Consider the following 12329-nt stretch of genomic DNA (forward strand, 5'->3'; position numbering starts at 1 on the left):
TCGGCATGAGCACAGAAACCACCACGCAGTCCCCTATCCGCCTCGCCGTCATCATCGGCAGCGTCCGGCACGAACGCTTCGCCGACGCGATCACGGGCTGGCTCCAGGCCGAACTCGCCACGATCGACGGCGTGGAGGTCGATCCGATCGACCTTGCCGACATCGATCTCCCGTTGCAGGGAACGCAGCCCGGTGGCACCGAGACGGTGATCAGCGACAGGCTGCGTGACGCAGACGCCTTCCTGGTCGTCACCCCGGAGTACAACCACAGCTTCCCCGCGGCGCTGAAGAACGCGATCGACTGGCACTTCACCGAATGGGCGTACAAGCCCGTCGCGTTCGTCGGCTACGGCGCGGGCTCGGGCGGCATCCGGGCGATCGAGCAATTGCGGCTGATCTTCCCCGAGCTGAGGGCCACCACCATCCGCGACGCGGTACTGCTGAACGCTCCGTGGACCCGCCTCGGCCCGAACGGCTACGAAGGAACGGAAGGCGAACGCGCGGCGCTGGCCGCGACGATGACGGAACTGGGCTGGTGGGCCCGCACCCTGCGCGCCGGACGCGTCGCGGTTCAGGTGAGTGCGGCATGAACCGCCTGACCGGGCGTGAACTGCGCATCGCGGCGGTGATCGCGCTCGGCGGGCTGATGGCCGTTCTCGACACCACGATCGTCGCCGTCGCGCTGCCGCGGTTCATGACCACCTTCTCCGCGTCGCTCACCACGATCCAGTGGATCGCGACCGCCTATGCGCTCGGCATGGTCGCGGCGATGCCACTCGCAGCGACCTTCGCGCAACGGTGGGGAGCGCGCCGGGTGTACCTGGCCGCGCTGCTCGTGTTCGCGGTGGCGTCCGTGGCCGCCGGAGCCGCCGGTGATCTGGGCTGGCTGATCGCCGCGCGGGCGGTGCAGGGTCTTGCCGGCGGTTTGATCAATCCCTTGGGGATGACGATCGGTTTCGGTGCGGTGGCTCCGGAACGGCGGAGCCGGATGACCACGATCACCGGTCTTCCGTTGCTGGTCGGGCCGATCCTCGGCCCGATGCTGGGCGGGATCCTGCTCGACGGGCTGTCGTGGCGGGCACTGTTCTTCATCACCGTTCCGCCCGCCCTGCTCGCCGTCGCCGGTGTGCTCCGCTGGGTGCCCGCCGATGTCCCGTCGGCCGAACGCACACCGATCGATGTCGCCGGCGGCCTGCTGCTCGTGCCCGGTGTCGTCGCGGTGGCGTACGGCTTCAGCGAAGAGACGGCCGGCCTCGAGATCCGGGTGGCGATCGTCGCCATCGGGCTGGCGCTCATGGCGGTGTTCACGCGCCGCTCGTGGCGTCATCGCGCACCGCTGCTGAATGTCCGGCTCCTGCGTGACCGGACGTTCGGGCGCAACGCCGCCGTCCTCGTCCTGTACGCGGGGCCGTACTTCGGCTCGATGCTGTTGATGCCCGCCTACATCCAGGTGATCCGCGGCGACTCGGCACTGATCAGCGCGGCGATGATGGTGCCGGGCACGATCGGGATGGGTATCAGCATCCAGCTCGCCGCCCGTCTCCTGGAACGGTTCGGCCCGCGGATCGTCGTCGGGACCGGGCTGAGCCTTGCGGCCGTGTCGAGCGTGCTGACGGTCCTCGTCCTCGCACCGGATACGTCGTACACGGTGCTGGCGATCCTGGGCGCGATCCAAGGAGCGGGCACCGGGGCGATCATGATGCCCACCATCGTGAGTGCGGGCCGCGATCTGCGTGGGCCGGATCTCGCGTCCGGTTCCGCGATCCTCCCGCTCGCCAGCACCATCGCGAGCGCCGTCGGCACCGCGGTGGTGAGCGCGGCGTTCACCGGATTGATCGCGGCGTCCACCGCGGGCCGGGGTTTGGCCGCGCTGAGCGATCCGGCGGCGGACTCGGCGCTCACCGGGGAGATCGTCGACGCGTATCGTCTGACTCTCGTCGGCGTGCTCGCGGTCATGGTGCTCGCCTTGGTGGTCAGGCTGCGGACCCGGCCCACCACCCCGACAACGGAACCCACGAAGGTACGGAGCGCGGCATGACGACATCGCTCACCGCCCAGCTGACCATCAGCGAGGTCGCGAGCAAGGCCGGGGTCTCGGCGAACGCCGTCCGGTACTACGAGCGCTACCGTGTCATCACCGCCGAGCGCACCGCGGGCAACGCGCGCCGCTTCACGGTCGACGCCATCTGCCGGATCCGGCTCGCGGTCGCCGCCCAGCGGGTGGGGCTCAGCCTCGCCGAAAGCGCGGAGATCCTGGCCGAGATCCCGCCGATGTCCCCCGATCTGGAGCAGTGGTCCCGCGCGGGGCAACGGCTCATCGACGCCGGACAGGCCCGCATCGCCGAACTCGCCTCGGTGGTCGACGAGTATCGGACGCTCGACTTTCTCAGGAGTTGAACGGCGCTTCGGCGGGGTTCGTCCAGCGGAACACCGGGCGGTTCTCCAGACCGGGGTAGGTCACGGCCATACCCCGGTCAGGGGACATCGACCACAACCGCGCGTCCGGCGACGCGGCGTGCTTCGCCCAGTCCGGCGACCAGCCGGGGATGTAGCGCTCGTAGATGCGACGGATCCGGGCCAGGTCCTTGGCCTCCAGCCTCGCGGGGCCGCTGGTCCGCAGCTGACGTACGTCATCGGGTGGAGCGAAGGTCGCGACCATGACGGCGACTTCCCGATTGTCGCGAGCGGCGGCCAGAAACGGTGACGGGGCGCCGTCCGACACCGGGGTGTGGAACCAGAACCTGCCTTCCTCGGCAACGAACCACATCATCGCCAGCGCCGGATTTCCCCGGCCGGTCGTGGTGGCGACGCTGGCAGGCAGGCGCGGCTCGTCGAGAAGATCTTGTACAGCGAAAGTCGGTCGGTCCATGAGGCCAGCCTGCAACTTCGACCGCGATCGAGGTCCAGCGCCTGTGGGCCAAAGTCCGTGAAGGCCTCCTTACCTACCTTGAGGGTAGTGAAGGAGGCCTTCACTACCCTCAAGGTCGCCACGCGGGCCCAAGTAACGAGGAAACTCGACCTTCACACCTTGCCGAGTACGTGAAGGGGTCCTTCACTGCGCCAGACGCAGTGAAGGACCCCTTCACGTACTCGCCGGGGCCCACGAGAAACACGAAAGAGGGCCGCCCCGGACGGGACGGCCCTCTTCCTCCACTGACTCAGCGCTGCGGCGGCGGACCACCCTGCGGACCACCGAACGGACCCTGCTGCGGGAACGGCCCACTGCCCGGCCCCTGCGACGGCGGCCCCTGGTACGGCCCACCCTGCGGACCCGCGGGCGGCTGCGGCTGCGGCAGCCGCGAAGGCGGCGGAGCCTGCGGCGGCTCCGGAGCCGCCTCCGGCTCGGGAGCAGGCGCGGCCTTCGGGACCTGACGCGGAGCGGGCGGCTCCTGCCGCGGCGTCGCGACACCCAGCGCCGGAACTTCCTTACGCGCCACGGCTTCCGCGGCCGCGACGGCCTCGGCGACCTTCGGGTCGCTGGAGGTGTCGAACCAGCCCTGGACCTCTTCGTCCTCCAAGTCCGGCTTCTCGACCGGGTCTTCCTTCGGCGGCTCGTAGCGGAACACGCCGTCGTCGCCGGGGGCGCCGAGCGCACGGGCGAAGCCTTCCAAGGCCTTGCCGTAGTCGCTCGGGATCATCCAGACCTTGTTCGCGTCGCCCTGCGCCATCTGCGGCAGGGTCTGCAGGTACTGGTACGCCAGGACCTCGGGCGTCGGGCGCCCGGCCTTGATCGCCGCGAACACCTTCTCGATGGCCTTCGCCTGACCCTGCGCCTGCAGGTACCGGGCGGCGCGTTCACCCTGCGCCCGCAGGATCCGCGACTGCCGCTCGGCCTCGGCGCTCAGGATCGCGGCCTGCTTGGCACCTTCGGCCGCGAGGATCTGGCTCTGCTTCTGACCTTCCGCGGTCTTGATCGCCGATTCCCGCTGACCTTCGGCGGTCAGGATCATCGCGCGCTTCTCACGGTCGGCGCGCATCTGCTTCTCCATCGAGTCCTGGATGGAGGGCGGCGGGTCGATCGCCTTCAGTTCGACACGGGCGACGCGGATGCCCCAGCGGCCGGTGGCCTCGTCGAGCACACCGCGCAACTGGCTGTTGATCGAGTCGCGCGAGGTCAGCGTCTGTTCGAGGCTCATGCCACCGACGACGTTACGCAGCGTCGTGGTGGTCAGCTGCTCCACACCGACGATGTAGTTCGAGATCTCGTAGACCGCGGCACGCGAGTCGGTGACCTGGAAGTACACGACCGTGTCGATGGACACCGTCAGGTTGTCCTCGGTGATCACGGGCTGGGGCGGGAACGAGACGACCTGCTCGCGAAGGTCGATCCGCGCCCGGACCTTGTCCAGGAAGGGCACCAGAAACGTCAGGCCGGGAGAAGCCACCGTCCGGAACCGGCCCAGCCGTTCGATCACTGCGGACTGCGCCTGCGGCACCACCATGATCGCCTTGACCACGACGACGACCACGAACAACGCGAGCAGTCCGACGACGATGAACACCACTGTCTCTGACAACTACCTTCCCCTTACGTAGAAACCTGCTGCTGTGCGGCCGTCCGGCTCACAGCTCGGCCGAGACGACCGCCGTGGCACCCGAGATCTCGACGACCGTCACCGACGTCCCCGGGGCGATCGGTTCCCCTTCGGTCATGGTCCGTGCCGACCAGACGTCGCCCGCCAGTTTGACCTGGCCCGCATCGCCGTCCACTGTGGACACTACTACCGCTCGCGCGCCGATGAGCGCGTCGGTGTTGGTCTTGATGTCCGGCCCCGCGAGGAACCGGCGTTTGAGGGTCGGACGGACGAGGACGAGCATCCCGACCGAGGCGACGGCGAACACCGCGACGTCGATGAACGGGTTGCCGGTCAAGGCGGCCGAGCCCGCCCCGAACAGGGCTCCGACGCCGACCATGAGCAGGAACAGATCACCCGAGAGCAGCTCGGCGATGATCAAGAGGATGCCGGCGATCAGCCAGATGAGAGCGCCTGTCATGCGTTCATGCTCCCAGATCGCGTCGATTCATACCGAAGAAGCGAAACCGACGTGACCGACGCGTGACCTTGAGTGACCTCGCGCAAATCGGTCATTCAGGACTCTTCACCCGGGTCGGAGACGAAGTCGATGAGCCGTTCCACCGCTCCGATCAGCGGCGTTTCCAGATCCCGGTAGCTGCCGACCGCCGCCAGGATCCGCTGCCAGCCCTCCCAGGGCTCGCCCCAGCCGAGGGCCTCGCAGACGCCCTCTTTCCACTCCGTGCCGCGCGGGATCTTCGGCCAGGCGCGGATACCGACGACCGAAGGTTTCACCGCCTCCCAGATGTCGATGTACGGATGCCCGGTGACCAGCACGTTCTCGTCGCGGATCGCGTCCACGATCCGCGACTCCTTGCTGCCCGCCACCAAGTGGTCGACCAGCACACCGAGCCGCCGCCCGGGACCGGTGCCGAACTCGCCGATGCGATCGGACAGCACGTCCACACCATCGAGTGGTTCCACCACCACGCCCTCGACGCGCAGATCGTGTCCCCAGACCCGCTCGACGAGTTCGGCGTCGTGCTTGCCCTCCACCCAGATGCGCGAATCGCGGGCGACCCGCGCCTTGAGTCCCTGGACCTGCACCGACCCGGACGCGGAGATCCGGCGCGCCGGGGTCTTCGGGGCCACCTTCGCCGGCACCAGCGTGACCGGCTTGCCTTCGAGCAGGAAACCCGCGGGGTTCAGCGGGAACACGCGATGCTTGCCGTGACGGTCTTCGAGGACGACATTGCCGTACTCGATCTTCACCACGGCACCGCAGTAGCCGCTGGCCGGGTCTTCGACCACGAGCCCCGGTTCCGCGGGCACCTCGGGGATCTTCCGCTTACGAGGACCGGACAGCACGTCGTCGTACGAATGGGAGCGCACGGCGCACGACGCTATCGGCGCCCGGGGCCCGGCGTCTCCCCGCCACGCCGGTCAAGCGGTCATCGACAACATGGCTTCGACGAACGGGGTCCGCTCGCCCCGCTCCAGCGGGCGCATCACGAACAGCGGAGCGAGCGCGACACACCACGCGCGCACCCGTCCCGCGTCGAAACCCGGCACATACGGCGCGATCGCGTCGAAGCCGTCTTCGAGCGTTCCACCCTCGCGCATCGGCAACGTGACCCAATCGGCCAGATCGAACCACGGATCACCGACACTCGGACGCGGGTCGATCGCGACCGCACCCCTCCCGGGCCCGCCGTCGAGGACGTTGCCCGGATGCAGATCGCCGTGCACGATCGCGGTCCCTGCCCCGCCGGTCGCGAGCGTGAGCGCCCGCCGCCGCGCCCGATCGAGGGTCTCCAACGAAAGCGTGGCCTCGGCGACCGAACCCCGCAGCCCGCGCTCGGCGAGGTCGTACATGAAGACGACACGGTCTTCCAGCGTCGAGAATTCCGGCGGCGGGGCCACCGCGTGGATCTGGACCAGCAGGTCACCGACCTCGGCCCACGGGACGTCCGCCCCCGCCTCCAGCAACTCCGTGCCCGGGTCGATGCCCTCCAGCAGGATCGCGCCGTCGCCGAGTTCGGTGTCCAGCACCTGCACGACCCGCGAGCAGCCGTCCCACGCCCGCAGCGCGGCGGCCTCCGACGCGGCGATCGCATGATCCGGCGTCAGCTTCAGGACCTTCTTGACTCCGTCGTCCCCGGCGCAGATCAACGTCCGGCCGGTGTTCCCCGGTTTCGCGTCGACGACGGTGAGCCCCCACCGTTCGGCCAGCCGCGCCACGAGGGCGGGCAACTCGTCGCACCACGCCGCGACCCCGTCACCGAACCGCGTGATCAGCCGCGCACGCGCCTCGTCGTCGATCAGAACAGTGGCCACGGGATGGCACGCCAGTCGTCACCGGGCTCCGGGAACACGGCCTCCGCCACCAGCAGCTCGGTGCGCTCGGCCAGCGCCCGGATCTCGAACCCGGTGAGGTGCTCACCGAGCGCGTCACCGAGTTCGCCGTCCAGCTTCTCGCGCAGGCCACGCAGCTTGCCGATCTCGTCTTCGGTCAGCCGCTCGCCGATCCAGCCCCAGAGCACCGTCCGCAGCTTCGGGTCGGTGTGCAGGCAGATCCCGTGATCCACGCCGTAGACACGACCGTCGGCACCGGCCAGCACATGGCCGCCCTTGCGATCGGTGTTGTTGACCACGATGTCGAGCACGGCCAGCTCCCGCATCCCCGGCCGGTCCGCGTGCGCGAGCACCGCAGGTTCGCCGTCCCGATCGTGCGCGTGCAGCACCACACGCCAATCGTCCGGCACGCTCTCCGGGGATCGGACGTCGACCAGTTCCTCATCGCTGGTCTCGATCCACAGCTGCACCATGCCGGGCCCGAACGGCCCGTCCCGCAACACCGTGGGCGGGATCGCGCCGAGCCCGGAGGCGTCCGCGATCATCGCCGTCGCGACCTCCCGGCCGGCGAGCGTCCCGTCCGGGAAGTCCCACAACGGCCGCTCACCGGAAACCGGCTTGTACACGACGTTGCCGGTGACGCCGTCGAGCTCGATCGTGCAGAACAGCGTGACATTGGAGGCGTCGACGAGCCTGCCTTCGACGTCGATCTTGCCGCGCGCCACCAGCTCCCGCGAAGTCTCCGTCACCCGGTCAGTCCTCGAGGACGTCGACGTCGCGCCGGTACCCGTTCTGACGCGGGCAGATATGACCCGCCGGGTCGAGCGGCTCCGCGCACAACGGGCACGGCTTACGGCCGGCGTTGACCACCCTGTCCGCCCGCTCCGCGAAAGCGCGCGCGGCGCCGGGGGTCAGGAAGACACGGACGGCGTCCGGCCCCTCCTCGGTGTCGTCCAGAACGACCGTTTCGTCCACCTCGCCTTCCGTCATCGCGAGCAGCTCGATGACGACGGCACTGCTGTCGGCGTCCCAGCCGAGCCCCATCGTGCCGACGCGGAACTCCTCCTCGACCGGAACGGTCAGGGGGTCGACGTCGAGGAGCTCGTCGGGCGCGTCGTCCGGTACGTCCGCGCCGAACCGGCTGGCGACCTCTTCCAGCAGCGAGCTGAGCCTCTCGGCCAAGACCACGACCTGCTGTTTTTCGATCGTCACACTGATCGTGCGGACGTCCTCGGACGCCTGGAGGTAGAACGTGCGGTCGCCGGGCTCACCGACGGTTCCTGCGACGAACCGGTCGGGCTGGCGGAAGACGTGGATTACGCGAGACATGGCACCTTTGACCCTAGGCCACGGCCACATGATCGGCATCCGCCGCCCCATGGTTCAGCCAAGGGCGAAACCGCCGCGCCCCGCGCAGGCACGGGCAAAGAGACGAACCTAGTCTTCCCCTGTGGTTGAGATCGCCCCTTACGGCACCTGGACGTCTCCCCTGTCGGCCGCCGACGTCGCGGCCTCGGGAGTCAGCGCGCAATGGCTCGGAACGGCGGGAAACGAGGTCTGGTGGGCCGAAGCGAGAACAGGTGAAGGCGGCCGCGTGACCCTCGTGCGGTCCCGCGCCGACGGCACGGTCGAAGACATCCTTCCCGCCCCGTGGAACGTCCGGAACCGCGTCCACGAGTACGGCGGCCGCCCCTGGCTCGTCCTCGGCGACGTCCTGGTCTTCACCCACTGGACGGATCAGCGCGTCTACCGCCGCGACCTGACCACCGGCGAGACGACACCACTGACCCCGGAACCGGCGACGCGGCACCAGATCCGCTACAGCGACCTCCGGCCCGGCCGACCCGGCGAAGTATGGCTGGTCCGCGAACGCAGCACCGGCCCCCGGCGCGTCGACATCGCCCGGGACCTCATCGCGGTCCCACTCGACGGCGGCCCGGAACGCGTTCTGACGGCCAGCCATCACTTCCTCACCGCACCACAGCTCTCCCCCGACGGGACGCGCGCCGTGTGGCTCGGCTGGAACCACCCCGCGATGCCCTGGGACGGCACCGAACTGTGCGTCGCCGAACTCCGCGAAGACGGCACCTTCGGCCCGCACCGCGTCGCCGCCGGGGCCGCCGACGTCTCCGTCTGCCAGGTCGACTGGGAGTCGGCGGACAGCCTGCTCGCCCTGCTCGACCCGAACGGCTGGTGGAACCTGCACCGCGTCGGACTCGACGGCAGCCTCACGAACCTGGCCCCGGCCGAACAGGAGATCGGCGGCGCGCAGTGGAAACTCGGCGCCCGCTGGTTCACACCGCTCGGGAACGGCCGGTTCGCCGTCATCGCCTCAGGCAGGCTCGCAGTCCTCGACGAGACGACGCGGGAACTGACCCCGGTGACGGCCGCCGCCGACCTCACCGCGTGGTCCACGAACGGCTTGGCCGTCCACGAAGGCTGCGTCGTCGGCGTCGCGGCGGGCCCTAAGCGCGAAGCCGCCGTCGTGAAGGTCGACCTCGCCGCCGGGACGGTGACGGAGCTCGCTTCGGCACCCGAACCGCCTTCGCCCGCCTACCTGTCGACGCCCGTCGAGCGGATCTTCAAGACCGACGACGGTGACCGGATCCCAGCTTTCCTCTACCTCCCCGCGAACCCCGACTTCGCCGCACCGGACGGGGAACTGCCACCACTGTTCGTGTACCCACACGGCGGGCCGACCGGCCGGGACAGCGCGGTGCTCGACCACGAGATCGCCTACTTCACCAGCCGCGGGATCGCCGTCGTCACGGTGAATTACGGCGGCTCGACCGGCTACGGACGCGCCTACCGCGAACGGCTGCGGGAACAGTGGGGCGTCGTCGACGTCGCCGACTGCGTCACCGTCGCCGAAGCCCTCGCCGCGGAAGGCACCGTCGACGGCGACAGGCTCGCGATCCGCGGCGGAAGCGCGGGCGGCTACACCTCCGCCGCCTCGCTGACCACCGCGACGACCTACCGCGCGGGCACCGTGATGTACCCGATCCTCGACCTCACCCAGTGGACCGGCGACGGTGGCGAGACACACGACTTCGAATCCCGCTACCTCGACGGGCTGATCGGGCCACTGCCGGAGGCCGAGCAGCGCTACCGGGACCGGTCGCCGATCAACAACGCGGACACGCTCGCCGGCCCCCTGCTGTTCCTGCAGGGGTTGGAGGACGAGATCTGCCCACCCGAGCAGGCGGACCGGTTCGTGGCCGGACTCGCCGGGCGTGGCATCGACCACGCGTACCTGAGGTTCGAGGGCGAACAGCACGGATTCCGGAAGGCGGAGACGATCGTGGCCGCGCTCGAAGCGGAGTTGTCGTTCTACGGCCAGGTCTTCGGCTTCGAGACACCCGGCGTGCCGAAGCTCCGGCTGAGCCGGTGAGGCCACCGAAGACGCGACCGGGCGACACGATCGCCTTGGTCGCCCCGGCGGGCCCAGTCCCGCCGGACCTCGTCGAGAAGGCGCTGCCCGTACTCCGTGGCTGGGGCGTCGAGGTCCACGTCGGCGAATGCGTCCGTGCCGCCTCCACCGGCTACCTGTCGGCTTCCGACGAGCAGCGTGCCGCCGAGTTCACCCGGGCTTGGCTGGACCCGGGAGTGACCTGCGTCCTCGCCGCCCGCGGCGGCTACGGCTCGCAGCGCATGCTCGACCTGGTCGACTGGGCGGCGCTGAAGGCGGCCGGGCCCAAGATGTTCGCCGGATCCAGCGACGTCACCGCACTGCACGGGGCGGTGAATGTCCACTTGGGACTGGAGACGCTGTTCTCCCCCATGCCGGCCACCACCCTGTTCGACGCGGTGGCCGCCGAACACCTGCGGCTGTCGCTGTTCGAACCTGAAGGCGTGCGACTGATCGCCTCGCCGACGTCGTCACCGCTGGTGCCGGGCACCGCGACCGGCACACTCGTCGGCGGCAACCTCGCCCTGCTGACGGCCGGCCTCGGCACGCCGGAACAGGGCTCGGCACGCGAGTCGATCGTGCTGCTGGAGGACGTCACCGAGAGCCTCTACCGGATCGACCGGATGCTCACCCAGCTGCTGCGTTCCGGCTGGCTCGACGGTGTCCGGGGCTTCGTGCTGGGCTCCTGGAAGTCGTGCGGTGATCCCGACGAGATCCGCGCCCTGATGCTCGACCGGCTCGGGCCACTCGGCGTACCCATCGCGTGGGACTTCGGCGTCGGACACGTCCCGGCGTCCCCGACCATTCCCCTCGGAGCGCGGGCCACCCTCGACACGGACGCGGGAACACTCCAGGTTTTGCCATAACGGCAACGGAACTTGCGGACACGATGGAACCGCGGGCATCTTGCGGTCATGGATTCGACACAGCAGTTCTGGGAAGACTTCTACCGGGACAAGGACCAGGTCTGGAGCGGTAAGGCGAACCCCATCCTGGTGAACGAGGTCGCCGCCCTCACGCCGGGCACCGCGCTCGATCTCGGTTGCGGTGAGGGCGGTGACGCCATCTGGCTCACGCAGCAGGGCTGGCGCGTCACCGCCGTCGACATCTCGGATGTCGCGCTCCAGCGCGCAGCCGCCCACGCGGCCGAGGCCGGCGCCGAGGGCATCACCTGGGAGCGCCACGACCTGGCGAAATCGTTCCCGGAAGGTCGTTTCGACCTCGTCTCCGCACAGTTCTTCCACTCGCCCGTCGCGGAGGCCGGCGAACGGGACAAGGCACTCCGCCGAGCCGCCGAAGCCGTCGCACCCGGCGGAACCCTCGTGGTCGCCGGCCACGCGGGCTGGCCGACGTGGATGGACGAACCGCCGCACAAGGACGTCCACTTCCCGACGACCGCCGAGGTCCTCGAAGCGCTGGCGTTGGCCGACGGCGAATGGACCGTGGAGCGGCAGGACCTGATCACGCACGACTTCCCCGGCCCGGAGGGACAGCACGGCACACGGTCGGACAACGTGCTCCGCGTGCGCCGCTCGGGCTAGGTACCTTCACGGCATGCGGATGACGCCTGCCGAAGCCCGGTCACGGTTCGAAGGCGAGCGGATCGCGCGACTGGCGACGGCCGGTTCGGTTGGCGTCCCCCACATCGTGCCGGTGACGTTCGTCGTCGAAGGCGACTCGGTGGCCTTCGCGATCGATCACAAGCCCAAGAGCACCACGGCGTTGCGGCGGCTGAAGAACATCGCGGAGAATCCCGCCGTCAGTTTCCTGACCGACCGCTATGACGAGGACTGGGCCCGGCTGTGGTGGGCGCGGGCGGACGGTGTCGCCCGCGTGCTGACGGATCCCGACGAGCAGGCTCTCCCAGTTCGACTGCTGCGGGAGAAGTATCCGCAGTACGAGGCACAGCCCGCTCCGCACGCCGTGGTGACCACGCTCGTTCACTCTTGGAGCGGATGGCGCTCTTCTTGAGCGATTTTTTGGCCTTGTTGCCGTTTTACGGCAACAAGGCCTTCGCCATGCCGTATAGGTCGTTATACACTTTGGTGAGG

Annotated in this window: 14 protein-coding genes; 7 read left to right on the forward strand and 7 right to left on the reverse strand. The window is 69.4% G+C overall.

Annotated features, from left to right (window positions below; translation table 11 throughout):
* Nucleotides 1-5 precede the first annotated feature (5 nt).
* The 3 genes from DMC61_RS30625 to DMC61_RS30635 are packed head-to-tail and all read left to right on the forward strand — an operon-like array spanning nucleotide 6 to nucleotide 2397.
* A complete protein-coding gene (locus DMC61_RS30625) occupies nucleotides 6-590 on the forward strand; it encodes an NADPH-dependent FMN reductase (RefSeq protein ID WP_125693506.1) in 585 nt (194 codons plus the stop codon).
* A complete protein-coding gene (locus DMC61_RS30630) occupies nucleotides 587-2038 on the forward strand; it encodes a DHA2 family efflux MFS transporter permease subunit (RefSeq protein ID WP_125693508.1) in 1452 nt (483 codons plus the stop codon). The genes DMC61_RS30625 and DMC61_RS30630 overlap by 4 nt, the downstream gene beginning before the upstream one ends.
* Entirely contained in the window at nucleotides 2035-2397 is a 363-nt protein-coding gene (locus DMC61_RS30635; RefSeq protein ID WP_125693510.1) for a MerR family transcriptional regulator, read from the forward strand. Before DMC61_RS30630 ends, DMC61_RS30635 begins: the two co-directional genes overlap by 4 nt.
* Here DMC61_RS30635 and DMC61_RS30640 read toward each other — a convergent pair.
* From DMC61_RS30640 to DMC61_RS30670, 7 genes are all read right to left on the reverse strand, one after another.
* Nucleotides 2387-2869, reverse strand: a complete 483-nt coding sequence (locus DMC61_RS30640; RefSeq protein ID WP_125693512.1) for a pyridoxamine 5'-phosphate oxidase family protein — start codon at nucleotides 2867-2869, stop codon at nucleotides 2387-2389. The genes DMC61_RS30635 and DMC61_RS30640 overlap by 11 nt on opposite strands.
* 289 nt (nucleotides 2870-3158) lie before the next feature.
* Entirely contained in the window at nucleotides 3159-4505 is a 1347-nt protein-coding gene (locus tag DMC61_RS30645) for an SPFH domain-containing protein (protein ID WP_016334240.1), read from the reverse strand.
* A gap of 58 nt (nucleotides 4506-4563) precedes the next feature.
* Nucleotides 4564-4995, reverse strand: a complete 432-nt coding sequence (locus DMC61_RS30650; protein ID WP_063276642.1) for an NfeD family protein — start codon at nucleotides 4993-4995, stop codon at nucleotides 4564-4566.
* Nucleotides 4996-5090: 95 nt separating this feature from the next.
* On the reverse strand, nucleotides 5091-5906 hold the full coding sequence (locus DMC61_RS30655) for a DUF3097 domain-containing protein (RefSeq protein WP_125693514.1): 816 nt from the start codon (nucleotides 5904-5906) through the stop codon (nucleotides 5091-5093).
* A gap of 51 nt (nucleotides 5907-5957) precedes the next feature.
* Nucleotides 5958-6851 carry an aminoglycoside phosphotransferase family protein gene (locus DMC61_RS30660; RefSeq protein ID WP_125693516.1) on the reverse strand — a complete coding sequence of 298 codons (894 nt, stop codon included), beginning with the start codon at nucleotides 6849-6851 and terminating at the stop codon, nucleotides 5958-5960.
* The gene (locus DMC61_RS30665) at nucleotides 6836-7618 is read right to left on the reverse strand and encodes an SCO1664 family protein (protein WP_083715246.1); all 783 of its coding nucleotides are present in this window, start codon (nucleotides 7616-7618) and stop codon (nucleotides 6836-6838) included. The genes DMC61_RS30660 and DMC61_RS30665 overlap by 16 nt, the downstream gene beginning before the upstream one ends.
* 4 nt (nucleotides 7619-7622) lie before the next feature.
* The gene (locus DMC61_RS30670) at nucleotides 7623-8198 is read right to left on the reverse strand and encodes a DUF3090 domain-containing protein (RefSeq protein WP_016334235.1); all 576 of its coding nucleotides are present in this window, start codon (nucleotides 8196-8198) and stop codon (nucleotides 7623-7625) included.
* Nucleotides 8199-8319: 121 nt separating this feature from the next.
* Here DMC61_RS30670 and DMC61_RS30675 point away from each other — a divergent pair, with 121 nt between their 5' ends.
* Genes DMC61_RS30675 through DMC61_RS30690 form a run of 4 tightly spaced genes read left to right on the forward strand, consistent with a single transcriptional unit; the run spans nucleotide 8320 to nucleotide 12249 of the window.
* On the forward strand, nucleotides 8320-10260 hold the full coding sequence (locus tag DMC61_RS30675; protein WP_125693518.1) for a prolyl oligopeptidase family serine peptidase: 1941 nt from the start codon (nucleotides 8320-8322) through the stop codon (nucleotides 10258-10260).
* On the forward strand, nucleotides 10257-11144 hold the full coding sequence (locus DMC61_RS30680; RefSeq protein ID WP_125693520.1) for an LD-carboxypeptidase: 888 nt from the start codon (nucleotides 10257-10259) through the stop codon (nucleotides 11142-11144). Before DMC61_RS30675 ends, DMC61_RS30680 begins: the two co-directional genes overlap by 4 nt.
* Nucleotides 11145-11192: 48 nt before the next feature.
* Nucleotides 11193-11819 carry a bifunctional 2-polyprenyl-6-hydroxyphenol methylase/3-demethylubiquinol 3-O-methyltransferase UbiG gene (locus tag DMC61_RS30685; RefSeq protein WP_125693522.1) on the forward strand — a complete coding sequence of 209 codons (627 nt, stop codon included), beginning with the start codon at nucleotides 11193-11195 and terminating at the stop codon, nucleotides 11817-11819.
* Nucleotides 11820-11832: 13 nt separating this feature from the next.
* Complete coding sequence (locus DMC61_RS30690; protein WP_125693524.1) at nucleotides 11833-12249, forward strand: TIGR03668 family PPOX class F420-dependent oxidoreductase; 417 nt, start codon at nucleotides 11833-11835, stop codon at nucleotides 12247-12249.
* The last annotated feature ends 80 nt before the right edge of the window (nucleotides 12250-12329 follow it).

It is taken from the genome of Amycolatopsis sp. WAC 04169, assembly GCF_003947535.1.
In the GTDB taxonomy this organism is placed as follows: domain Bacteria; phylum Actinomycetota; class Actinomycetes; order Mycobacteriales; family Pseudonocardiaceae; genus Amycolatopsis; species Amycolatopsis keratiniphila.

Coding starts and splice junctions, on each gene's coding strand:
- DMC61_RS30625 (WP_125693506.1), top strand. CDS start 6: ATGAGCACAGAAACCACCACGCAGTCCCCTATCCGCCTCGCCGTCATC.
- DMC61_RS30630 (WP_125693508.1), top strand. CDS start 587: ATGAACCGCCTGACCGGGCGTGAACTGCGCATCGCGGCGGTGATCGCG.
- DMC61_RS30635 (WP_125693510.1), top strand. CDS start 2,035: ATGACGACATCGCTCACCGCCCAGCTGACCATCAGCGAGGTCGCGAGC.
- DMC61_RS30640 (WP_125693512.1), bottom strand. CDS start 2,869: ATGGACCGACCGACTTTCGCTGTACAAGATCTTCTCGACGAGCCGCGC.
- DMC61_RS30650 (WP_063276642.1), bottom strand. CDS start 4,995: ATGACAGGCGCTCTCATCTGGCTGATCGCCGGCATCCTCTTGATCATC.
- DMC61_RS30670 (WP_016334235.1), bottom strand. CDS start 8,198: ATGTCTCGCGTAATCCACGTCTTCCGCCAGCCCGACCGGTTCGTCGCA.
- DMC61_RS30685 (WP_125693522.1), top strand. CDS start 11,193: ATGGATTCGACACAGCAGTTCTGGGAAGACTTCTACCGGGACAAGGAC.
- DMC61_RS30690 (WP_125693524.1), top strand. CDS start 11,833: ATGCGGATGACGCCTGCCGAAGCCCGGTCACGGTTCGAAGGCGAGCGG.